This is a genomic window from Bradyrhizobium sp. HKCCYLS3077 (genome assembly GCF_051167555.1).
Lineage (GTDB): Bacteria > Pseudomonadota > Alphaproteobacteria > Rhizobiales > Xanthobacteraceae > Bradyrhizobium.
In genome coordinates this window covers 32,706-54,820 of record NZ_JBNPTH010000002.1, presented here as the reverse complement: position 1 = coordinate 54,820, position 22,115 = coordinate 32,706, and the positions used below count along the sequence as shown (strand labels likewise).

At 67.2% G+C, this 22,115-nt stretch carries 17 protein-coding genes; 10 read left to right on the top strand and 7 right to left on the bottom strand.

The genetic code is table 11. The annotated features are described in order from the left end of the window. Positions 1-555: 555 nt before the first annotated feature. The 3 genes from ACQR0Z_RS06320 to ACQR0Z_RS06310 form a co-directional block, all read right to left on the bottom strand. A complete protein-coding gene (locus tag ACQR0Z_RS06320) occupies positions 556-1,470 on the bottom strand; it encodes an NAD(P)-dependent oxidoreductase (RefSeq protein WP_434918067.1) in 915 nt (304 codons plus the stop codon). Beyond that, positions 1,467-1,871 (bottom strand): carboxymuconolactone decarboxylase family protein, encoded by a 405-nt coding sequence (locus ACQR0Z_RS06315; protein WP_434879194.1) that lies wholly within the window; start codon positions 1,869-1,871, stop codon positions 1,467-1,469. The genes ACQR0Z_RS06320 and ACQR0Z_RS06315 overlap by 4 nt, the downstream gene beginning before the upstream one ends. Before the next feature lie 120 nt (positions 1,872-1,991). Further along, on the bottom strand, positions 1,992-3,452 hold the full coding sequence (locus tag ACQR0Z_RS06310) for an aldehyde dehydrogenase family protein (RefSeq protein WP_434879195.1): 1,461 nt from the start codon (positions 3,450-3,452) through the stop codon (positions 1,992-1,994). Positions 3,453-3,978: 526 nt separating this feature from the next. Between ACQR0Z_RS06310 and ACQR0Z_RS06305 the strand changes: the two genes are divergently transcribed. The 7 genes from ACQR0Z_RS06305 to ACQR0Z_RS06275 all read left to right on the top strand — a co-directional run bounded on the left by ACQR0Z_RS06305 (position 3,979) and on the right by ACQR0Z_RS06275 (position 11,706). Beyond that, a complete protein-coding gene (locus ACQR0Z_RS06305; RefSeq protein ID WP_434918066.1) occupies positions 3,979-5,040 on the top strand; it encodes a LacI family DNA-binding transcriptional regulator in 1,062 nt (353 codons plus the stop codon). Positions 5,041-5,144: 104 nt separating this feature from the next. Beyond that, positions 5,145-6,161, top strand: coding sequence for a substrate-binding domain-containing protein (locus tag ACQR0Z_RS06300; protein ID WP_434918065.1), 1,017 nt, complete (start codon positions 5,145-5,147; stop codon positions 6,159-6,161). Positions 6,162-6,578: 417 nt separating this feature from the next. Further along, positions 6,579-8,096: a sugar ABC transporter ATP-binding protein gene (locus ACQR0Z_RS06295; protein ID WP_434918064.1), complete on the top strand. Its 1,518-nt coding sequence runs from the start codon at positions 6,579-6,581 to the stop codon at positions 8,094-8,096. Then, complete coding sequence (locus tag ACQR0Z_RS06290; RefSeq protein ID WP_434860210.1) at positions 8,089-9,072, top strand: ABC transporter permease; 984 nt, start codon at positions 8,089-8,091, stop codon at positions 9,070-9,072. The genes ACQR0Z_RS06295 and ACQR0Z_RS06290 overlap by 8 nt, the downstream gene beginning before the upstream one ends. After that, positions 9,072-10,148 (top strand): ABC transporter permease, encoded by a 1,077-nt coding sequence (locus ACQR0Z_RS06285; protein WP_434918063.1) that lies wholly within the window; start codon positions 9,072-9,074, stop codon positions 10,146-10,148. Before ACQR0Z_RS06290 ends, ACQR0Z_RS06285 begins: the two co-directional genes overlap by 1 nt. A gap of 10 nt (positions 10,149-10,158) precedes the next feature. Then, positions 10,159-10,824, top strand: coding sequence for a nucleoside triphosphate hydrolase (locus ACQR0Z_RS06280; RefSeq protein ID WP_434879200.1), 666 nt, complete (start codon positions 10,159-10,161; stop codon positions 10,822-10,824). A gap of 12 nt (positions 10,825-10,836) precedes the next feature. Continuing rightward, positions 10,837-11,706: a sugar phosphate isomerase/epimerase family protein gene (locus ACQR0Z_RS06275; protein WP_434918062.1), complete on the top strand. Its 870-nt coding sequence runs from the start codon at positions 10,837-10,839 to the stop codon at positions 11,704-11,706. Positions 11,707-11,807: 101 nt separating this feature from the next. Here ACQR0Z_RS06275 and ACQR0Z_RS06270 read toward each other — a convergent pair whose 3' ends face one another. Beyond that, the gene (locus tag ACQR0Z_RS06270) at positions 11,808-12,602 is read right to left on the bottom strand and encodes an SDR family NAD(P)-dependent oxidoreductase (RefSeq protein ID WP_434860214.1); all 795 of its coding nucleotides are present in this window, start codon (positions 12,600-12,602) and stop codon (positions 11,808-11,810) included. Between the two features lie 122 nt (positions 12,603-12,724). Here ACQR0Z_RS06270 and ACQR0Z_RS06265 point away from each other — a divergent pair, with 122 nt between their 5' ends. After that, the gene (locus ACQR0Z_RS06265) at positions 12,725-13,699 is read left to right on the top strand and encodes a GlxA family transcriptional regulator (RefSeq protein WP_434918061.1); all 975 of its coding nucleotides are present in this window, start codon (positions 12,725-12,727) and stop codon (positions 13,697-13,699) included. Between the two features lie 76 nt (positions 13,700-13,775). Beyond that, positions 13,776-14,594: an alpha/beta fold hydrolase gene (locus ACQR0Z_RS06260; protein ID WP_434918060.1), complete on the top strand. Its 819-nt coding sequence runs from the start codon at positions 13,776-13,778 to the stop codon at positions 14,592-14,594. Positions 14,595-14,655: 61 nt separating this feature from the next. On the opposite strand, the gene ACQR0Z_RS06255 is transcribed toward ACQR0Z_RS06260, so the two are convergent. Further along, positions 14,656-16,893, bottom strand: a complete 2,238-nt coding sequence (locus tag ACQR0Z_RS06255) for a molybdopterin cofactor-binding domain-containing protein (RefSeq protein WP_434918059.1) — start codon at positions 16,891-16,893, stop codon at positions 14,656-14,658. A 12-nt stretch (positions 16,894-16,905) separates the two neighbouring features. Further along, positions 16,906-17,355: a (2Fe-2S)-binding protein gene (locus tag ACQR0Z_RS06250; protein ID WP_434860218.1), complete on the bottom strand. Its 450-nt coding sequence runs from the start codon at positions 17,353-17,355 to the stop codon at positions 16,906-16,908. 195 nt (positions 17,356-17,550) lie between these two features. Between ACQR0Z_RS06250 and ACQR0Z_RS06245 the strand changes: the two genes are divergently transcribed. Further along, positions 17,551-20,838 (top strand): DEAD/DEAH box helicase, encoded by a 3,288-nt coding sequence (locus tag ACQR0Z_RS06245; protein WP_434918058.1) that lies wholly within the window; start codon positions 17,551-17,553, stop codon positions 20,836-20,838. Here ACQR0Z_RS06245 and ACQR0Z_RS06240 read toward each other — a convergent pair. Further along, positions 20,784-22,109, bottom strand: a complete 1,326-nt coding sequence (locus ACQR0Z_RS06240; protein WP_434918057.1) for an NAD(P)/FAD-dependent oxidoreductase — start codon at positions 22,107-22,109, stop codon at positions 20,784-20,786. The genes ACQR0Z_RS06245 and ACQR0Z_RS06240 overlap by 55 nt on opposite strands. Positions 22,110-22,115: the final 6 nt, after the last annotated feature.

The following is a 22,115-nucleotide window of genomic DNA, read 5'->3' as shown; positions in this document are numbered from 1 at the left end:
CGCGTCTCGCGCCGGATCTTGTCGATCCAACCTGTCCAGCCAACCCGCGAAAAAGAATTCTCTTTCTATTTTTCGGAAACAATGGTATCTATCTTCGTCCCGCCTCGCCATGAGGGGCGCTTCGCGATCGTCACGACGCGCGGGGCTGGGATGCGGTGGGTGCGAGGGTCTCGCAGCGTGGCTCAAGGCCATGCGGACGAACGGGACCGCGCGCCGGCGAAGTCGCATGGTCCTGGTCTCCCGATGCTGAGGCCAAGCGGATGGTGATGATGATCCGTCCGTGACGGGGGCAAGACAGCCCGGTCCCCGGGGAGAGTGCGTATAAGCCGCCCAACCATCGCGCGGGGAATGCCGGGATGTCTCGGCTGAACCTGTGGTGACTGCCGCCTGCTTTTTTTCTGCAGGCGGGCCATGGGTGCGGCCAGCGCCCGGCATTCCTCGCGCCCTCATGATCCCGAGGGCCAAGGCCTCGATCAACTCGGACGCTCCTGGCGTCGCGAGACGGTGATGCGCATGCCGCAGCTTCGCGCCACGCCGGACGCCGGGGACACCTCATCACCCGCCCGGTCTTCGCTCATCGCCCCCGAGCTCGACTCCGGCCAGCGCCTCGCTGAGCTTTGCCAGCGCCGTGTGATCCTGCCCCGGGCCGAGCAGCGCCTGCGCGCTGGCGCTGAGTTCGCGACACAGGTTGGAGAACGGCGCGGCGACGCCGCTCGTCCGCGCCACCTCGAGTGCGATCGACAGGTCCTTGACCATCAGGTCGAGGCCGAAGCCGCTGTTGAACTGACGCGACAGCACGAACTGCCTGAACTTCTTCTGCGTCGAATTGTTCATGCCGGTCGAGGCATTCAGCACGTCGGTCATCAGGCCGGGATCGATGCCGAACTGCTGGCCGATCAACAGCGCCTCGATGCCGATCAGGAATCCGCCGGCGGAGACGAGGTTGTTGAGCGCCTTCATCGCCTGCCCCGAACCGAGGCCGCCGATGCGATGGATCGTATTGCCCATCGCGCGCAACAGCGGCTCGACGCGGTCGAGCGCGGCGGCATCGCCGCCGGCCATGATCGCGAGCTCGCCGGTCTTCGCGCGCGGCACGCCGCCGCTCACCGGCGCATCGAGCATGACGACGCCGAGCGGCGAGAGATCGGCCGCGATCGCCTGCGTCGCCGCCGGGGCGCCGGAGCTCATGTCGATCAGGGTGTGCCCCTTCTTCAAGCCGGGTCGCAGCGCGGCGACGGCCTCGGCGACATGCTTGCTGGTCGGCAGCATCGTGATGATGACCTCGGCCTGCGCCGCAGCCGCCGCCAGATCGGCGGCTTCCGTGCCGCCGGCCTCGCGCACGAAATCTGCGGCGCGCCCGGCGACCGCGTCATTGACGGCCACCGCATAGCCGGCTTTCAGCAACTGCGCGGACATCGGCCAGCCCATATTGCCGATGCCGACGAACAGAACGTTTGTCGGCGCGCTCATGCGCCGTCCTTCTTCGGGATCGCGCCTTCGGCGATCAACACCTCATGCGCCGCCTTGAACGCTTCGAGGCCGGCGGGAATGCCGCAATAGACCGTCGCATGCAGCAGGATCTCCTTGATCTCGTCGACCGTCACGCCATTGGTCAGCGCGCCCTTGACGTGCAGCTTCAACTCGCTCGGCTTGCTCAGCGCCGTGAGCATCGCGAGGTTGACGATGCTGCGGGTGCGGCGATCGAGACCCGGGCGGGTCCAGGCATAGCCCCAGCACATTTCGGTGGTGATGTGCTGGAAGGCCATCATGAAATCGTCGGCCTTGGCGAGGCTGCCATCGACATAGCTCGCGCCAAGCACCTCGCGGCGCACCTTGAGGCCCTTCTCGAACAATTCCGTTTCGTCGCTCATCGGCACGTCTCCTTCACTGCAAAGCTTGTTGCATTTAACGCTTCGCCGCGCCGAACGACAACGACGCCGCGCGTCCTTGTCGCTCACGTCCGCACGGCGGAATTGACCGGAGCCCCGGCGCTAGCCGTGCTTGACGATCAGGGTCTTCATCGCGCCGAACTCGTACAGCGCCTCGAAGCCCTTCTCGCGGCCATGGCCGGATTTCTTCATGCCGCCGAACGGCAGCTCGATGCCGCCGCCGGCGCCATAGCCGTTGACGAACATCTGGCCGACCTTGACCTTGCGTGCGACGCGCATCGCGCGCGAGCCGTCGCCGGACCAGACGCCGGCGACCAGGCCGAAATCGGTGCCGTTGGCGAGCCTGATCGCGTCCGCCTCGTCGTCGAACGGCATCGCCGCCAGCACCGGACCGAACACCTCCTCGCGCGCGAGTTCGGAGTTGCGGTCAACGCTCTGATAGAGCGCCGGCGCCACATAGAAGCCTTCGCTCGGGACGCCCTCGGCAATCCGGCCGGAGGCAACCCGTTTGGCACCGCCGCTCTCGGCGCGCGCCAGCATGCCTTCGATGCGCTTCTTCTGCACAGCGCTGATGACGGGGCCGAGATCGAGATCCATCTCCGGCGTGCCGGCGGTGATCTTTTCAAAGCGCAGCTTCAGCTCGGAGAGGAAGCGGTCCCACATCGACCGCTCGACCAGCACGCGCGAGCCGGCCGAGCAAGTCTGCCCGGCATTCTGCACGATCGCCGCCGCGACGGATGTCAGCGCCGCATCGAGATCGGCGTCGGCGAATACGATCTGCGGCGACTTGCCGCCGAGTTCGAGCGTGCAGCCGATGTGATTTCGCGCCGCCGCCGTCTGCACCAGGGTGCCGACCTCCGGGCTGCCGGTGAAGGAGATGAAGTCGATGCCGTCATGCGCCGACAGCGCCGCGCCGGCTTCCTCGCCAAGGCCCGGCACGACGTTGACCGCGCCCGCCGGAAAGCCGGCTTCCGCCGCCAGTTCGGCAAGGCGCAGCGGCACCAGGCAGGCTTCCTCCGCGGGCTTGATCACGGTCGCATTGCCCATGGCGAGCGCCGGCGCCACGGTGCGGCCGAACATCTGGCCCGGATAGTTCCAGGGAATGATGTGGCCGGTGACGCCGAGCGGCTCATAGACCGTGGTGACGAAGAAGCCGTCGAGGAACGGGATGGTGTCGCCATGCACCTTGTCGGCGGCGCCGCCGTAGTACTCGAAATAGCGCGCGACCGCGACGACGTCGGCCTTGGCCTGCTTCATCGGCTTGCCCGTATCGGCGGCCTCGAGCTTCGCCAACTCCTCGGCGTTGTCCTCGACGAGGCGGCCGAGCTTCGACAACAGCCGCCCGCGCTCCACCGCCGTGAGCCGGCCCCACGGACCTTCGAGCGCGCGGCGCGCCGCAGCCACCGCGAGATCGATGTCGGCCTTGTCGCCGGCGGCGATCGCGGCGATCACCTGCCCCGTCGCCGGCGCCAGCATCGCGATGCTGCGGCCCGATTGCGCGGGTTGCCATTTGTTGTCGATGAAGACGCCCTTTGCGGCGGGCAGTTTGACATTGGCGTTCATGGCAGCTCTCCGACTTCTTGCGATCCTTCGATGTGTCCTGCTCGGCGCGGCCCGCCGAGGGCGCGCGACGCAGGCAACATGCTCGTTCAAACAGACGCTCTGCAGCTCCTCCTCGGTCATCTCCGATGGCGGCGCGTGCATCGCGATGCGACCTCGCGACAGCACATCAGCGTCGGAGGCGATCGTGAGCAGCCGCGGCATGGTCCGCTCGCGTCGAGCACGCGCTGCACCATCACCGGAGACAGGCCAAGACCCGGCTCGTCTAGCATCAGGAGCCTGGGATTGCACATGATCGCCAAGCCGATCACCAGCATTTGCGGCTTTTCGCCGGACAGCAGTCCCATTTTTCGGTCCATCATCTGGCGCAGGAAGGGAGCATCATCCCACCCGCTCAGCGCGCGTCGATCGCGTCGGCGGCGTCCCAGGCACTTTCCGCTTGCCTCGCGGTCAGATCTCTGTAAATCGTTTTACCGGCTGAGTTCAGCGCGCATCAAGGCGCACGACAAGGGACACCACCGGACACCCCATGGTAGATAAGCCGCGATCCATCAACGATGTGGCCAGGCTCGCGGGCGTGTCTCCGGCGACGGTGTCGAACGTTCTGACGGGCCGCAAGCCGGTCAGCCCCGCGCTCGTCGAGAAGGTCGAGGCCGCGGTAAAGGCGCTCGACTATCGCGCCGATCCGCTTGCCTCGATGCTGCGCTCGGGCGACGCGCGCATCATTGCCGTGCTCGTTCCCGAGCTCGACAACCCGTTCTTCACCTCGATCGTCTCGGCGATCGAACAATGCGCGGGCGGCGACTCCTATGAAGTGATCATCGCCAGCTCGCATGACGACGAGGCCACCGAGTTGTCCAGGCTCAAGGCGCTGCTGGCGTGGCGCCCGGCTGGACTGATCGTCGTCCCCTGCTTCGACGGCTTTGCCGGCCGCGACGTCATCGAGGCGTCCCGAACGCCCTACGTCATTGGCGACCGCGTCACCGACGCGTTGAATGCCGACACCGTGTCGCTCGACAATTTCGAGGCGGGGCGCATTGCGGCGTCACACCTCATCGATCTCGGCCACGAGCGCATCGTCATTGCCGCGACATCGTTGCGCCTCGCCAACATTCGGCAGCGTTGTGACGGCGCGGCGGAGGCGTTCCGCGAGCATGGATTGCCCGCACCTGAGATCGTCGAGCTCGGCTTCGATCCCGACATCGAGCAGCGCAGGCTTTCGGACTGTTTCGATCGCGCGCCGGCGCCGACCGCGATCCAGGCGCTCACCAACTCCACGACCCTGACGGCCTTGACGACGATCGCCGAGCGAGGCCTCAAGCTGCCGCAGGACGTCTCATTGATCGGCTTCGACGACTATGCCTGGATGCGCGCGCGCGCCACGCCGATCACGGCGATCGCGCAGCCGGTCCGGGAGATCGGCCACATTCTCTGGGAGCGGCTGAGTGCGCGGATCAAGGGAGACGCGTCTCCTGCCAAACACGTGCTGTTGCCGTGCGAGCTGAAGATCCGGGATTCCTCGGCTCCGCCACATCGGCCAACGACATCGAAAGGACCTGCGGGGCGCAGCGCCCTGCCGGTTCGAAAATGAGCGACTGACAACAAGGAATTCTGGGCCGGAATCGGTCCAGGGCAGACGGATCTCTCGATCCGCAATGCGCCAATGAGCGCAATTTAGGGAGGGTAGTTAAGGTCATGACGACATTTTCAGCTTCACGACGTGCCCTGCTCGCAAGTGCGGCCCTCGCGGCCGTGCTCGCCACCGGCTCCTTCATCCACCGCGCCGTCGCCGCCGACAAGCCGACCATGGGCGTCGTCGTCAAGATCGGCGGCATCCCCTGGTTCAACGCGATGGAAACCGGCATCAAGGAAGCCGGAGCCAAGGAAGGTGTCGACGCCTCGATGATCGGCCCGACCAGCGCCGACCCGGCGCTGCAGGTGCGCGCCATCGAGGACCTCATCGCCAAGAAGGTGAGCATCATCGGCGTCGTGCCGAACGACGAGAAGGCGCTCGAGCCCGTGCTGCAGAAGGCGCGCGGGGCCGGCATCAAGGTGGTGATCCACGAAGGTCCGGGAATCCAGAACAAGGATTGGGATTTCGAACTCGCCTCGGCGAAGGGCTTTGGCGAGGCGCATGCCGATCTCTTGGCGAAGTCGATGGGCGGCAAGGGCGAATATGCCGTCTATGTCGGCTCGCTGACGGTGCCGCTGCACAATGCCTGGGCCGACGCGGCCATCGCGCATCTCAAGGCGAAGTATCCGGACATGAAGCAGGTCGGCGAGCGCTACGGCGTCGCCGAGAACGTCGACGACAGCCGCAAGACCGCACTCGATCTGTTCTCCGCCAATCCCAACCTGCGTGGCTTCCTCGCCTTCGGCAGCCAGGGCCCGATCGGCGCCGGTCGCGCCATCGAGGAGAAGGGGCTCACCGGCAAGGCCTTCGTGGTCGGACCGTTCTCGCCCGGCCAGGGCCGCAAGCTGATCAAGGCGGGCGCGATCCTCGGCGGCTACATGTGGAATCCGGCGGAGGCGGGCCGCGTCTTCGTCCGTGTCGGCAAGCTGCTGGTCGACGGCAAGGAGATCACCGACGGCACCAATATCGAGGGCCTCGGCACCGTGCGTCCCGATCCGAAGACGCGCAACATCATCACCGACAATCTGCTGCCGATCAACAAGGAGACGGTCGACAAGCTCGCCGACCTCGGCCTGTGATCGCGCCGTTCGTTGTTCCGGGTCATCCGCGCGCAAAATGGTGACAGCTATCGAGAGCGTGGATGGGCCTGGATCATCGCAACGGGCAGACGGTGTGAGGCGAGATGCCAATTGCGCGCGTGCCTCACACCACGGCCTGTGGATATGGATTCCGGGCTCGCGCTGCGCGCGCCCCGGAATGACGACGGAATGCGTTGCTCCTTGCTCGGTCATTCCGGGGCATCCGCGCGCAACATGGCGAAGCCATGTTGGAGCAGCGCGGATGAGCCCGGAATCCATAGCCACGAAATGATGTTGGGAAGCGAGATGGCAACTGACAACCTGCCTCATATCCTCGACGTGGTGATGGGTTCGGGGCTCGCATTGCGCGCGCCACGGACCGACGATCCGATTCCTCTCCGGACTCCGGCTTGATCCATGACGGCTGCAACGGCTCATTCGTCGCCTGATCCATCCGACGCGATCCGCTTCGAGCATGTCTCGGTGCGGTTCGGCGGCGTGCGCGCGCTGGACGATGTGTCGTTTTCCGTCGGGCGCGGCGAGGTGCATTGCCTGGCCGGCGAGAACGGCAGCGGCAAGAGCACGCTCATCAAGGTGATTGCCGGCGTCTATCAGACGGCGCCCGGCGCGCGCATGGATTATTTCGGCGAGCGCGTCGAGGCGCCGCATCCGGCGCTGGCGCGCCGCAAGGGTGTGGCGGTGATCTGGCAGGACCTCGCGCTGTTCCCGGAGATGACGGTCGCCGAGAACATCGCCTTCGACGGCCTCGTCGGCGCGCCCCGGCTCGTCCGCTATCGCAGCATCCGCGAGACGGCGCGCGCGGCACTCGCAAAGCTCGGCGTGGAGTTAGACCTCAGCGCGCCGCTGCGCAGCCTGCCGATCTCCGGACGGCAGCTGGTGGCGATCGCGCGGGCGCTGGCCTGCGACTCCAGGCTGATCTTCATGGACGAGCCGACGGCGTCGCTCACGCAGGCCGAGACCGATCATCTGCTGGCGGTGGTACGCACGCTCTCGGCCAATGGCGTCGCCGTCGTGTTCGTCAGCCACCGGCTCGCGGAGGTGCTGGACATTTCCAGCCGCGTCACCGTGCTGCGCGACGGCCGGCTGGTTGGCGTCTACGACGCCCAGGGCATGACGCAGTCGCGGCTGACGGAATTGATGACCGGCCGCACCTTCGACCATTCCGTCACCGCGCGCGATGTCGGCGATGCGCCGGTGGTCGTGCAAACGTCGGGCCTGACCCGCGCCGGCGAGTATGCCGACATCGACCTCACTATTCGTGCCGGCGAGATCGTCGGACTGATTGGGCTGATCGGCGCCGGCCGTACCGAACTCGCGCATACGCTGTTCGGCATGACCCGCGCCGAGACCGGGACGTTGCGCATCGCAGGCCAGCCCGTCTCCTTCCGCAGCAACCGCGACGCGATCGCGGCCGGCGTGGCCTATGTCTCCGAGGACCGGCTTTCGCTCGGCTTGGTGCAGCCGCAGTCGATCGCCGACAACACGGTCATCACGACGCTGCAGCAGCTCACCGGCCCGAGCGGACTGATCTCGGAGACGAAGAAGGCGGCGGCGGTCGCCAAGGGCATTGCGGAGTTCGCGATCAAGATCGGCAGGCCTGAGGATGCCGTCTCGACGCTGTCGGGCGGCAACCAGCAGCGCGTCGTGCTCGCCAAATGGCTGGCGACGGCGCCCAAGCTCCTGATCCTGGACTGCCCGACCGTCGGCGTCGATGTCGGCGCGCGCGACGGCATCTACCGGATCGCGCGCGCACTCGCCGAGAGCGGCATCGCCATCCTGATGATCTCCGACGAGGTACCGGAGGTGTACTTCAATTGCGATCGCATCCTGCACATGGCCGACGGCCGCATCGTCGCGGAGCTCGATCCGCGCAAGGTCTCGATCGCCGAGCTGGAGCGTGCCGTCTATGCGTGACTATCTGCTCAAGCACGAGGGCGAGACGCGACTGTTCATCGTGCTGGCGCTGCTCGTGCTCGGGCTCGGCGTGGCCGCGCCGAGCTTCCTCAGCGCCGGCAACATCGCCTCGCTGCTCAACAACAACGCCGTCAACGTGATCTGGGCGGTCGGGCTCCTGGTCGTGCTGATCGCCGGCGGCATCGACATCTCCTTCGCGGTCGGCGCATCGGTCGTGCAATATCTGACGGCGATCGCGCTCGGCAAGCTGGGCGGCGGCAATTGGATGCTCGGGCTGGTGCTCGCCGGCAGCATCGGCATCGCGCTCGGCTGCATCAACGCCGCCTTCGTCGCCGGCTTCCGCATCATCTCGATCGTGGTGACGATCGCGACCTTCAATGCCTTCTTCGGCCTCTTGATGTTCGCCACCTCCGGCAAGTCGATCTACGACCTGCCGGACTGGTGGACCGACCGTGTCGCAGTGGCCTCGCTGGGCGATGGCGGCGCGCTGACCCTGCCGGTTGCCGCGATGGTCGCGTGCATGGCGGCGACCTGGTTCCTGATCGACCGGACCACGATCGGCCGCCAGCTCTATGCCTTCGGCGACAATCCCGACGGCGCGCGCCGCGCCGGCGTGCCGACCGTGACGATGCAGTTCATCGCCTATGGCTGGATGGGGCTGATGGCCGGCATCGGCGGGCTGATGCAGGTCAACCTCGCCCAGGAGGTCGTGCCCAACGCGCTGATCGGCCGCGAGCTCGACGTGCTCGCCGCGGTGGTGCTCGGCGGCGCGCGGCTCGGCGGCGGACGCGGCTCGGTGCTCGGCTGCCTGCTCGGCGTGCTCCTGGTGGCGGTGGTGCAGAACGGGCTGAACCTGCTCGGCGTGTCGCCCTACGCGTTCAAGATGGTGATCGGCCTGACCATCCTGGTCGCGATCTCGTTCTCGAATGTCGATCTGTTCGCGCGCCTTCTCGGGCGGGCCGGGGAGGCGCGCTGATGTCCAAGCCCATTCAAGCCCTGCCCCGACTGATCGGCCGCGACACGGCCGGCCTGCTCGGCCTCTACGTGCTGACGCTGCTCGTGTTCGGCCTGTCGGCGCCGAAGTTTCTCAGCGCCGCCAATTTCGAATCGATCGCGTTCCAGCTGCCAGATCTCGGCCTGCTGACGCTGGCGATGCTGGCGCCGATCATGGCGAACGGCATCAACCTCGCGATCATCGCCATTGCGAATCTCAGCGGCCTGACCCTGGCCTGGATCCTCAACATCAATGGCGGGGCGGATGCGGGCGTGCTGGCCTTCGCGATCGGCGTCATCGCGGCGCTCGCGGTGGGCGGCGCCTTCGGCGCCGTCATGGGCGCGGTCATCGCCTATTTCGGCGCGCATCCGATCCTGGCGTCGCTCGCGATGATGATCTTCCTGAAGGGGCTCGGCGAGTTCCTGACCCGCGGCGGCGACATCTCGGGCTTTCCGGATTTCCTGCGCGAGTTCGGCCACGGCGCCATCCTCGGCGTCCCCGTGCCGATGCTGGTGTTCGTCACTGCGGCGATCCTCTGGCACCTGCTGCTGGCGCGCACGCGGCACGGCTTCGCCGTGGCGATGATCGGCTCCAACCCGCGGGCGTCGGAATATTCCGGCCTGCACGTCAAGCGTACGATCACGCTGCTCTACGCGCTGTCCGGCGTGATGTGCGCGCTCGCCGGCATCGTGATGCTGACACGCTTCAACTCCGTGCGCGTCGGCCATGGCGATGCGCTGCTGCTGGTGACGGTGCTCGCCTGCTTCCTCGGCGGCGTCGATCCATTCGGCGGCTTCGGCCGCGTCGCGCCGGTGTTCATCGCGCTGGTGATCCTGCAGACGCTGTCGTCGGGTCTCAATCTGCTCGGCGCCAACCAGCATCTGTCGACCGCGGTCTGGGGCCTGTTCCTGCTCGCCGTCATGGTGCTGCGCTCGGGCTCGCCCATGATGCGGCTGCTGCTCGGCTTCACCCGGCCGCCGCAGGCTGCACCGGAGGCACGCGAGCAGAGCCCGGCGCTGACGCCGGACAGTCCCGCCCCCGGTCATCCGCGCTCGTGAGCCAGCCGTCATGATGACCCGTTCGCACATGCCGCAGCGCCTCTCCCTCGACGACCTCGTGAAGCAGATCAGGACCCGCGAGGGACCGTCACGCCTCGTCGTCGCCATCGCCGGTGCGCCGGGCTCGGGCAAGTCGACGCTGGCCGAGCAGCTCGTTGTCGCGCTCAATGCCACGCAGCCCGGCACCGCGGCGCTGCTGCCGATGGACGGCTATCACTATGACGACGGCGTCCTGATCGCGCGCGGCCTGCGCGCCCGCAAGGGCGCCCCGGACACGTTCGACGTCGGCGGCCTGCTCCATATGCTCGACCGCCTCAAGCGCAACGACGAGGACGAGATCGCCGTGCCGGTGTTCGACCGCGACCTCGAAATTTCCCGCGGCAGCGCGCGGCTGATCCCGCGAGCTGTCCGCACGCTGTTGGTCGAAGGCAACTACCTGCTGCTGGACCAGGCGCCATGGTCGCGCCTGCACGCCTTCTTCGACATCACCGTCGCCATCGACGTACCCGAGGAGGTGCTGCGGCAGCGGCTTGTCGCGCGCTGGCGCGGCTACGGCCTCGGGCCAGACGAGATCGAGGCGAAGGTCGAGGGCAACGACCTGCCGAACGGGCGCTTCGTGCGGGCGAACAGCCGGCCGGCCGATGTCGTGATCGCTGGCCAGGACAGAATTGATTGACAGGAGGCACCGATGAAATTCGGCATCTATTATTCGTACTGGGAGCAGGAATGGAGCGCCGACTGCCTGCGCTATGTCGAGAAGGTCGCCAAGCTCGGCTTCGACGTCATCGAGATCGCCGCCCATCATCTCAACAGCTACAGCCCGGCGCACATCGCCGAGATCGGCCGCGCCGCCAAAGCCAACGGCATCGCGATCACCTCCGGCCTCGGCCCGTCGCCGCAGCGCAATCTGTCCTCGGCCGATCCGGAGATTCGCAAGGCCGGGCGCGCCTTCTTCGAGGAGACGCTGACCAATCTCGCCAAGATCGACGTCCACATCATCGGCGGCGCGCTGCATTCCTACTGGCCGATCGACTATTCGAAGCCGGTCGACAAGGCCGGCGACCGCGCGCGCGGCCTCGAAGGCATCGCTGGTCTCGCTGATTTCGCCGCCGATCTCGGTATCGATCTGTGCCTCGAGGTGCTGAACCGGTTCGAGAACCACGTCCTCAACACCGCCGAGGAAGGCGTCGCCTTCGTGCGCGAGGTCGGCAAGCCCAACGTGAAGGTGATGCTCGACACCTTCCACATGAACATCGAGGAGGACAGCTTCGCCGGCGCGATCCGCACCGCCGGCCCGCTGCTCGGCCATTTCCACACCGGCGAGAACAACCGCCGCGTCCCCGGCAAGGGCAACCTGCCCTGGCACGAGATCGGCGCAGCGCTCCGCGAGATCGGCTACGACCGTGCCGTCGTGATGGAGCCGTTCGTCAAGATGGGCGGCGGCATCGGCAACGACATCAAGGTCTGGCGCGACCTCAGCGACAACGCCGACGAGGCACAACTCGACGAGGCCGCGCGGCGATCGCTGGAGTTTTCAAGGTTCGTGATGGCGCCTTAGCCCAAGGCTACTACATCGCAAGATGCAATGCGGGTGAGCGGGGCTCTCCGAGCACAACGCTCCTGGTGAGTCCTCCTCACCCGCCTGCGCGAAGCACAGCCTCAGGCGCGATAGCGCTCGGCGACATCGGCGTTCGACAGATGCGGCAGCATGGTCTGCCGTGCCGCGTCCCAGGCCTCGAACTCGGCGCCGTTGGCGAGGGAGGGCACGGTGGCGAATTCGCCGCGGTCGAGCCCGCGCAGCGCGGCATCGACCAGATCGGCTGCCGACATCACCCACTCCTTCGGCAAATTGCTCGCCGGCAGTCCTGCGATGTCCCAGAACTCGGTGCCGGTCGCGCCGGGCAGCACCACCTGCACATGCACGCCGGTGCCGGCGAGCTCCTTGCGCAGCGACTGGCTGAAGGCGAGCACGAAGGATTTGCTGCCGCCATAGACGCCGTTCAGGATCTCCGGGCCGATCGCGACGATCGAGGCGATGTTGATAATGGTGCCCTGTTTGCGGGCCACGAATTGCGGCACCGCCGCATAGGTGAGTCGCATCGGCGCGGTCACGTTGATCGCGATCATCCTCTCCATCTCGTCGACCGAGGCCTTTGCGAGCGGGGCGGCGCTGCCGAAGCCGGCATTGTTGACGAGATGCGTGATCGACGCGTCGCTCTTCAGCACGTTCTCCACCTCGGCGAGCCCGGCGCGGTCGGTGAGATCGGCGACCAGCGTGCGCACCTTCACGCCGTGGCGCGTGGTGAGCTTGTCGGCGAGCCCGGAGAGGCGGTCCTGGTTGCGGGCGACCAGGATGAGGGCGTGGCCGCGGGCGGCGAACCGCTCGGCGTAGACGGCGCCGATGCCTGAGGAGGCGCCGGTGATGAGGACGGTCCCGGTGGTCTGGCTGGTCATGGCGGAGATCCTTTCTCGTGCCCGCGCGGTCGCGGGGCGTGTTGCGTGGCGAGAAACTAGCCCTGGACGGTCATGTCTCAAATGTCGTATAAACGTCAAATCGAGACACAAGGACCGACGTCATGCGTCAGATCGGCTTCATCATGGAGGACGGCTTCCAGCTCATGGGCGTGGCGGCCGCGACGGCGTTCGAATTCGCCAACATCCAGCTCGGCGAAGAGGCCTACCGGGTCAGCGTGATGTCGGAGCACGGCGGGCCGGTCCGCTCGACCTTGGGCGTGCATGTCGAGACCAGCCCCCTCGGCGACTTTCCCGACACATTGATGGTGGTCGGCGAGCTGCTGCCGCGTCCGATCAGTCCGGGGCTGCGCGCCTATATCGCCGAGGCCGGACAGAGATCTCGCCGGGTCGCCGGCGTCTGTACCGGCGCCTTTCTGCTCGCCGAGGCCGGGCTGCTCGACGGCCGCAGCGCGACCACGCATTGGGCGCATGCGAGCACGCTGCAGGAGCGCTATCCCGCCATCAGGGTCGATGACGATCGCATCTTCGTCGCCGACGGCAACATCTGGACCTCGGCAGGCATGACAGCGGGGATCGATCTCACCCTGGCGCTGATCGAGGAGGATCACGGCGCCGAGCTGTCGCGGGCGGTGGCGCGGCGGCTCGTCGTCTATCACCGCAGGCCCGGCGGCCAGTCGCAATTCTCGGCCCTGCTGGAGCTTGAGCCGCGGTCCGACCGGGTCAGCCGCGCGCTGACTTATGCGAAGGAACATCTGCGCAACCCGCTCAGCGTGGAAGAGCTGGCCGAAGCCGCGAGCCTGAGCCCGCGCCAGTTCAGCCGCATCTTCCGCGAGGAGACCGGACAGTCGCCGGCCAAGGCCGTCGAGCGCCTGCGGCTCGAAGCCGCCAAGGCCATGCTGGAGGACGGACGGCATTCGATGGACATGGTGGCGCGCGACACCGGCTTTGCCGATCGCGACCGTATGCGCCGGGCCTTCCTGCGCTTCTTCGGCCAGCCGCCGCAGAGCCTGAGGCGCAGCCTGCGGCTGATCGAGGGCGAACCCGAGCCGGCCACTCGCCTGCCGCTCGTGTCCTGAATTGACGCTTCTATGTCATTTGAGACGTGACCGGCGTCTCCTAAGCTCGCCTCATCGTAATGTCGAGAGAGCGACCATGAGCAATGACGAGACCATCAAGTGGCTGGACACATCGCGCGGCCGGCTGGCTTGGCGCGAGGACGGACCCACCAGCGGCGTGCCCTTGCTGCTGCTGCAGCGCTTTCGCGGCACCATGGACGACTGGGACCCGGCCTTCATCGCGGCGATCGCCCAGGACCGCCGCGTGATCCGCTTCGACAGCGCCGGCATCGGACGCTCCGCGGGCGAGGTGCCGGACAGCATCGGCGGCATCGCCGCCGTCGCCGCCGAAGTGATCAGGTCGCTGGGCTTCGGTCAGGTCGACGTGCTCGGCTGGTCGCTGGGCGGCGTCGTCGGACAACAGCTCGCGCTCGACGCGCCGCAGCTGGTGCGGCGGCTGATCGTGGCCGGATCGAGCCCTGGCCCTGTCCCTGACGGACCGCAGGCGCATCCACGCGTGGCGCAGGTCATGACCAAGCCCGAGAACGGCCCGGAGGATTTCCTGTTTCTGTTCTATCCGGAAACCGAAACGGCGGTGGCCGCCGGCCGGGCGTCGCTGGCGCGCATCGCCGCACAGCCGCAGCTCGGTCCGAAGGTGACCGCCGCAGCGTTCATGGGCCAGGTCAAGGCGATCTCGAGCTGGCCGGGCGTGCTGCACCGGGCCAAGGAGCTGCGGCTGCCGATCCTGGTCGCGAACGGCGCGCATGACGTGATGCTGCCGGCCTACCGCTCCTACGTGCTGTCGCAGCAGGCTCCGGATGCGAAGCTCGTGCTCTATCCCGATGCGGGGCACGCCTTCCTGTTCCAGGAGATCGACGATTTCGCGGCCGAAGTGGACAGATTTCTCACGCACTAACAAAGAAGCATCCCGGCACGCCGTGCCGGGATGCAGACTTTTCTCAAGCTGACAACTCGTCTCAAACGCCGAGCTTCGCCTTGGCCAGCGGCAGGCTGCGAACGTGCCGCCCCGTCAGCGCCGCTACCGCATTGACCACCGCCGGCGCGATGCCGGGCAGGCCCGGCTCGCCGACGCCGCCCATCGGCGCGCCGCTCTCGATGATCTCAACCTGGACCTTCGGCATCGCGGCGCGCGACAGGATCGGATAGTCGTCGAAATTATGCGACTGGCGTTGGCCGTCCTTGTAGGCGAGCTCCTCGAACAGCGCCGCCGACAGGCCGAGCGCGGCCGCCGATTCCACCTGCGACTTGACGATGGCGGGATTGACGATGCTGCCGGGATCGAACGCGACCCAGAGATTGTGGACGCGCACCTCGCCTTTCTCCAGCGAGACCTCCGCAATGGTCGCCGTCTCCGAACCGAACGGCGAAGCCAGCGCGACGCCGCGGGCGCGCTTGCCGCCCTCGGCATCGTAGGGTCCGCGCTTCCAACCGCCGGACATCTTCGCCACCGTCTCGAGCAGCTTGAGATGGCGCGGCTTGTCCTTCAGCAGCGCCAGCCGCAGCTGATACGGATCCTGCTTGCCGGCATCGGCGATCTCGTCGAAGAAGCCCTCGTAGAAGTAGTCGTTCATGGAGTGACCGACCGAGCGCCAGAACGCGATGGTCACGGGGTGCGCGAACTTCACATACTCCATGCTGCGATGGGCGATCGCATAGGGCTTCTCGACGATGCCTTCGACCGCGGAGCTGTCGACCTTGCCGCCGGCGGTGACGCCGAACCAGCGCCCCATCGGCCCCTCGCCGACCGTGCGGACCTGGATCGCGATCGGTTTGCCGTCCTTGTCGAGCGCCGCCTTGAAGCGGCTGAAGCTCAGGGGACGCAGCGCGTCCATCTTGAACTCCTCCTCGCGCGACCATAGCACCTTGACCGGGCGCTTGGTTGCCTTGGCCAGCAGGATCGCCTGCTGGAACGGATTGGACGAACCGTAGGCGAAGTGGCGGCCGAAGAAGCCGCCGAGCATCGGCGAGTGCAGGATCACCTTGTCCGGCGCGACATCGCCGACCTTGGCCGCGATGCCCTGGAACAGCTCCGGCATCTGGTTGGGCACCCACAGTTCGAGCGTGCCGTCGGCATTGAAGCGCGCCATCGAGGACGGCGGCTCGAGCTGGCCATGGACCAGATAGGGCGCGTCATACTCGGCTTCGACGATCGTCGCGGCGCCGGCAAAGGCCGTCGCGACATCGCCATCCTTCTCCGCGGAGACGCCGCTCGCGTTCGACGCCTTCAGCGCCGCGAGCAGACCTGCCGAGGAATAGTCGGCCGCGACCGCATCGAAGCCGCTCGCCGGCGCCTTGGACCAGGTGACATCAAGCGTCTCGACCGCCTTGCGCGCGCGATACCAGCTGTCGGCGGTCACGGCGACGGCGCCGGGCAGTCGATGCACGGCATGGACGCCGGGCATCGCTTTGACGGCCGCCTCGTTGCTCATGCGCTCCGGCTCGGTGCCGAGCACGGGCGCATGCTGGATCGCCGCGTACAGCATGCCGTCGAGCTTCTGGTCGATCGCATAGACGGCCTTGCCGGTCGACTTGGCGCGGACATCGAGCCGCGCCATCGGCTGGCGGATGTAGCGGAAGGTCGCGGGATCACGCAGCGCGACGTTGGCGGCTGGCGTCAGCGCGAGCGCCTGCTCGGCGACATCCCCATAGGCCACGCGGCGGTTCGAGGCGGCGTGAACGACATGGCCATCGTCGGTCGTCAACGTGTCCGGCTTGACGTTCAGCTTCACTGCGGCCGCGCGGATCAGCATCTCGCGCGCGCTGGCGCCGAGCTTGCGCATCACCTCATAGCTCGACCGGGTCGAGAAGCTGCCGCCCGTCAGCCGCAGACCGTTGATGATGGCGTAGTCCGGACCGGGCGGCGCACATTCGACCTCGAACCGGCTCGGATGCACGTCGAGCTCCTCGCCGACGATCTGCGCAAGGCCGGTGTTGATGCCCTGCCCGCCTTCGACGAAGGGACTGAGCAGTTTCACCGAATTGTCCTTGCCGATCACCAGAAACGCCGGCACGCGCGTGCCGGGCTTCACGGCAGCAGCGGTCTGGGCACGTGCGCCGAGCGCCGGCAGCAAGGTGCCCAGCACGACAGCGCCGGCGCCAATTCCGAGCAGGCGGCGGCGCGACAGGTTGGTTACACCCTGAACGGACAGCAGCGGCAGAGCGTTCGACAGATCGGTCTTGAAGAGCGCGTTCATCGTGATGTCTCCTCAGGCCTCGGCCGCGCGACGAACGGCGGCGGCGATGCGGTTGTAGGTGCCGCAGCGGCACAGATTGGTCATGGCGTCGGCAATGTCGGCGTCGGACGGCTTCGGATTTTGCTTCAGGAGCGCGGTGGCGGCCATCACCTGCCCGGACTGGCAATAGCCGCATTGCGGCACCTGGTCGGTGACCCAGGCTTCGACGACCTTGCGGCCAATGCTGTCCTGCTCGATCGCATCGATGGTGCGGATGTCGGCCGTGCCGATACTGTCGAGCGGCACCTGGCAGGACCGCGTCGCCTGCCCGTCGATCATGACCGTGCAGGCGCCACACTGCGCGATGCCGCAGCCATATTTCGTTCCGGTCAATCCCAGCGTATCCCGGAGCACCCAGAGCAGCGGCGTATCCGCCTCCGCCGCCACCTCGTAGTCCCGGCCGTTCACGTGAATTCTCGTCATTGTGATCTTTACCTCGGTCTGGAGCGGCAGGTTTGCGAGGGAGCGCGCTCGGATGGGATGACGAACGTCCGTCAATCTCGGACATGGCTTTGGGACGTGGTACGATCGGGGGCGACCTCGGGCAATCCATACCTTGTCATGGGGTGAGAAGCGCCACAGCGGAACCGCGATCACGATTGCGGTGTTGGGTCCGTGATGGCCCGGTCTTCCGCTCCGCTCAAAGCAGCAACATCGGCAACCGCGCGGGCGCGACGACGACTGCCGTCATCCAGCGCGCCGCTGGGACGCCTTGCGCTCGATCTGCTGCAGCAATGGCAACGGGCGGCGCCGAAAGGTCTGGTGTTCGTCGCGAGCAACGATGCGCGCGCCGAGCATCTGGCGGCGGTGATGCATACGATGGATCCGGACTGCGACGTGCTCGTCCTGCCACGTTTCGACACTCCCCCCTTCGATGATGCCGAACCGTCGCGGGAGGTTTCTGGACGGCGCGCTCACGTGCTGCGACGCCTTGCTGAAGACGCGGCACGGCCATTCCTGGTCTCGACGGTCGAGGCGCTGCTGCCACGCGTCCCCGCCCGGCGTTACTGGAGCGACGCCAGCTTGCCGATCAATGTCGGACAGCCGATCGACATCGAGCGGTTTCGCGACGCGCTGATCGGTCTGGGCTATGAGCCTGATGATCCGCCGGACTATCCCGGCGGCGTTCTGTTTCATGGTCAAACCACGGAGATCTTCGCAGCCGGCGCGCTCGGACCGGCACGGATCAGCCACGCCGACGGCGTGATCAGCGGCATCCACTTCTTCGATCCCATCAATCAGGCCGAGATCGCAGCGACGACAATGCTGACGATCGATCCGATGTCGGAGCGGCACCCCGGCCGCGATATGGCCTCGGTCGACATTTTTGACTATCTCGATGGTGCCGAGCTCATCGCCGACGCCGATGTGTCGCACCGCGCAGAGGTCCGTCATGCGGTCATCGACGAAGCCGCGGTCGATGCCGACCAGCGCGCACGCGCGTTCATGGGCCGCAGCGCCTGGGATCACGTCATGCGGAGGGCTACCATTCTGCCTCGCTCGGCGGATGAGGAGCAGGTCCCGAAATTCGCCCTGCAGCGATCGCCCTCTACAGCGCTTCGGCGCTACATCGCCACGTGCAGGCAGCGGAAGGCCCGCATCATCTTCACCGCGGGCACCGAGAACGATCTCCAGCGCATGGAGCGCATCAGCGGCACGACGTTCCCGCGGCGTGCCGACTGGTCGATGGCAACGCGAACACGCGGTGACGTGATCACCTCGCTGCTGGTCGATCTCGAGCGCGGCTTCACGATCGACACGCCGCGTCCGCTGGTCGTGATCACCGCGGCCGAGGTTCTCGGCAGCCGCGCCCGGCATCTTCAGCCGATGGCGCGGCGGCAGGCCATTGCGGTGGAGCCCGAGATCAGTCCCGTTCCCGGCAGCGCCGTCGTTCATCTCCAGCGCGGGCTCGCGCTGCTTGAGGGGCTTGAACTGGTCTCGACCACGGATGTCAGCACGCGCGAACTGATCCGCCTGGTGTTTGCCGACGGCGAAGCGATCCTGCTGCCGGTCGCGGAGCTCGCGCTGATCTGGCCCTATGCGCGAGATCCGAGCGGGATCAGGCTCGACGACGCCGAGGGCCGCTCCTGGGCCGCACGCTGCCTCCAGGCAGAAGGTGAGATCGACCGCATCGCCGGGCGGCTGTCGGAGCTGATCCGGGCGCGCCGGCACAGCAAGGCGCAGCGGATCGTCGCGCCCGCCGTGGACTATGAGCGTTTCGTGGCGCGCTTCCCCTATCTCGCCACGCCGGATCAGGCCGCCGCGATCGAGGATGTGCTGAAGGATCTCGCCTCGGGACATCCGATGGACCGGATCGTGTGCGGCGATGTCGGCTTCGGCAAGACCGAGGTCGCGTTGCGCGCAGCCGCGGCCGCGGTGTTCGCCGGACGGCAGGTGGCTCTGATCGTTCCCACCACGGTGCTCGCAGCCCAGCATGTCCAGACCTTCACGAAGCGCTTGGCGCCGTTCGGAATCGAGATCGGCCAGCTCTCGCGCCTGTCGTCGGCCGCCGATGCGCGCAGCGTCAAGCGGCAACTCGCGGACGGCTCGCTCCGGCTCGTGATCGGCACCACCGCGCTCACCGCGGAGGACGTTCGCTTTGCCGATCTCGGTCTCGTCATCATCGACGAAGAGCAGCATTTCGGGGCCGCCGAGAAAGCCAGGCTCTCGGCGTTGCGGTCCGGCCTCCACACGCTGACCATGAGCGCCACGCCGATCCCGCGGACGATGGCCGGTGCGATGGCAGGCCTGCGCGATCTCAGCGTCATCGCGACACCACCGGCACAGCGCCTGCCCCTCGTGACCAGGATCGCGGCGGCGCTCGATTCCACGCTGGCGATGGCGTTGCGCCGGGAACATCGGCGGGGCGGCCAGAGCTTCGTGATCTGTCCACGCATCAAGGATCTCGGCCCGATGCAGGAGCGCCTGCGCCAGGCCGTGTCGGAGCTCAGCATCGCCGTGATCCATGGGCGCATGCCGGCCCGCGACATCGACTCACAGCTGATGAGGTTCGTCGCCGGCGGGGCCGACGTGCTGCTGGCCACCAACATCGTCGAGAATGGCCTGGACATACCTCGCGCCAATACGATTCTGATTTCCGGCTCCGAGCAGTTCGGGCTTTCCCAGTTGCATCAGTTGCGTGGCCGCGTCGGACGCGGCGGTACCAGAGCGTTCGCCTATCTGCTCACCGATGACCCAGGCGAAGACGCGCAGAAACGGCTCGCGGCGCTCCAGGAGCTGAGCTTTGCCGGCGCCGGATTTCAGATCAGCGCGCGTGATCTCGACCTGAGGGGCGCGGGCGATCTATTATCCGAACAACAGGCGGGCCATGTGCAGATCTTCGGCCCCGCGCTCTACCACGAGCTGCTGGGACGCGCCTTGAAGGGCCGGCCGCATCGCGCCGCCGACATGTGGACTCCGGAGCTGCATGTCGATGTTCCCGCGTTCCTGCCGACCGACTACGTGCAAGACCCGACCACGCGGCTGGAGGTCTATGCGCGCCTCGCCCATGCCGAAACCGCGGCCGAGATCGACGACATCGCCGATGACATGCAGCTCCGCTTCGGGAGTCTTCCGCCCGCAGCGGCCAATCTGATCGCGACGACGCGGATCAGACTGGATTGCCGCGCGCTCGGCATCGCCCGACTTGACGTCGGCAGCGGAGGCATCGCCGCACGCCTCAGACGTCCCGATTCAGCCGCCGCGAGCGCGCGCACAAACAACCAGATCCGCTCGCGCCTCGTCTACAAGCACAAGATCAGCCGACAGCAGATGCTGTCCGCGGCTGTTCGGTTCCTCGCGGCGCTCAAGCAGAAGGGCATGACCGGACCGCGCGCGCGAACGAGGCCGGGTCAGAACTCTGCGACCTTCGTGGCGCGGAGCCGCGCGAAGCGATCAGGCGAATAGGACGCGGGGTCGATGATCGGAACCGCACCGGTTGCGAGATCGGCGATGAGATGACCGGCGCCGGGACCGATGCCGAAACCATGTCCACTGAAGCCGGCAGCCACGATCAAGCCGGGCAGCGCGGCGAACTCACCGATGGCAGGCACGCCGTCGGGCGTCGAATCGATGTAGCTCGCCCATGCCGCCGTGATCCGGCTCTGCTTCAGCGCCGGGAGCAGTTCGAGCGCACGCGCATACGTCAGGCTGACCGTCGCCCGATCCGGCGCGGGATCGAGGATACGATTGTGCTCCATCGGCGTCGGCTCATCGAGGCGCCAGCGCCCGACGGTCTCATGTCCGGCGCGCAGGCCCTCGAACCCGCCGGGCAGCAGGCTGCGCCATCGCTTGGCGAACATCGGCAGAAAGTGCGGCGCGAAGCGGAGCTGCTGCAAGGTCGGATCGACGCGGCCGCGCCCGCTGATCGCGAGCGTGTGGCCGCCATCGCCGCGCCGCGTGATCGAAACGGCCGCCGTATGCAACGCAGGAGGCAGCGGCTCGGCGGACGGCGACAGCGCGAGGGCCGAGGCGCGGATCGAGGCGATCGGCAGCGCCGCACCGATCTGATGACAGAACGACGACGCCCACGCGCCCGCCGCCAGGATCGCCAGCGGCGTGCGGATGGTGCCGCGCTCGGTGATCACCGCCGACAACCGGCCTCCGCTGGTTTCAACGCCGCGCACGGCGCACATCTGGTGCACCGAGCCGCCCTGCTTCAGGATCGCACGCGCCACCGCGGGCGCGGCATCTGCGGGACTCGCGATGCCATCCGTCGGCGAGAACACGCCGCCCTTCCAGCTGCGTCCGGTGGCTGCGCCGCGCTCGGTAGCCTGCCGGCTATCCAGCATGAAGGTCGTGACGCCGGCGGTCTTGGCGAATTCGCCCCAGCGTGCCCAGCCGGCAAGCTCCGCCTCGTCATTGCTGAGATAGAACAGACCACAGCGCGAGAAGCCGGTGGTCTCGCCGCTGTCCGCGGCAAAACGCTCCCACAGATCGAGACTCAGCGTCGCCATCGGCAGCTCGCGCGCATCCCGGTTCTGCTGCCGGCACCAGCCCCAGTTGCGGCTCGACTGTTCGGCGCCGATCCGTCCCTTCTCGATCAAGGCGACGGCAAGCCCGCGACGCGCGAGGTAATAGGCTGCGAAGACGCCGACGATGCCGCCGCCGATGATCACGGCATCTGCACGTTCGGGCAGCGCGGGCGACGTTTCGACGTGCACCAGGGGTGCGGGCATGCGGCT

Coding starts and splice junctions, on each gene's coding strand:
- ACQR0Z_RS06290 (WP_434860210.1), top strand. CDS start 8,089: ATGCGTGACTATCTGCTCAAGCACGAGGGCGAGACGCGACTGTTCATC.
- ACQR0Z_RS06315 (WP_434879194.1), bottom strand. CDS start 1,871: ATGAGCGACGAAACGGAATTGTTCGAGAAGGGCCTCAAGGTGCGCCGC.
- ACQR0Z_RS06310 (WP_434879195.1), bottom strand. CDS start 3,452: ATGAACGCCAATGTCAAACTGCCCGCCGCAAAGGGCGTCTTCATCGAC.
- ACQR0Z_RS06285 (WP_434918063.1), top strand. CDS start 9,072: ATGTCCAAGCCCATTCAAGCCCTGCCCCGACTGATCGGCCGCGACACG.
- ACQR0Z_RS06270 (WP_434860214.1), bottom strand. CDS start 12,602: ATGACCAGCCAGACCACCGGGACCGTCCTCATCACCGGCGCCTCCTCA.
- ACQR0Z_RS06300 (WP_434918065.1), top strand. CDS start 5,145: ATGACGACATTTTCAGCTTCACGACGTGCCCTGCTCGCAAGTGCGGCC.
- ACQR0Z_RS06255 (WP_434918059.1), bottom strand. CDS start 16,893: ATGAACGCGCTCTTCAAGACCGATCTGTCGAACGCTCTGCCGCTGCTG.
- ACQR0Z_RS06260 (WP_434918060.1), top strand. CDS start 13,776: ATGAGCAATGACGAGACCATCAAGTGGCTGGACACATCGCGCGGCCGG.
- ACQR0Z_RS06305 (WP_434918066.1), top strand. CDS start 3,979: ATGGTAGATAAGCCGCGATCCATCAACGATGTGGCCAGGCTCGCGGGC.
- ACQR0Z_RS06240 (WP_434918057.1), bottom strand. CDS start 22,109: ATGCCCGCACCCCTGGTGCACGTCGAAACGTCGCCCGCGCTGCCCGAA.
- ACQR0Z_RS06245 (WP_434918058.1), top strand. CDS start 17,551: ATGGCCCGGTCTTCCGCTCCGCTCAAAGCAGCAACATCGGCAACCGCG.
- ACQR0Z_RS06275 (WP_434918062.1), top strand. CDS start 10,837: ATGAAATTCGGCATCTATTATTCGTACTGGGAGCAGGAATGGAGCGCC.
- ACQR0Z_RS06280 (WP_434879200.1), top strand. CDS start 10,159: ATGATGACCCGTTCGCACATGCCGCAGCGCCTCTCCCTCGACGACCTC.
- ACQR0Z_RS06265 (WP_434918061.1), top strand. CDS start 12,725: ATGCGTCAGATCGGCTTCATCATGGAGGACGGCTTCCAGCTCATGGGC.
- ACQR0Z_RS06320 (WP_434918067.1), bottom strand. CDS start 1,470: ATGAGCGCGCCGACAAACGTTCTGTTCGTCGGCATCGGCAATATGGGC.
- ACQR0Z_RS06250 (WP_434860218.1), bottom strand. CDS start 17,355: ATGACGAGAATTCACGTGAACGGCCGGGACTACGAGGTGGCGGCGGAG.
- ACQR0Z_RS06295 (WP_434918064.1), top strand. CDS start 6,579: ATGACGGCTGCAACGGCTCATTCGTCGCCTGATCCATCCGACGCGATC.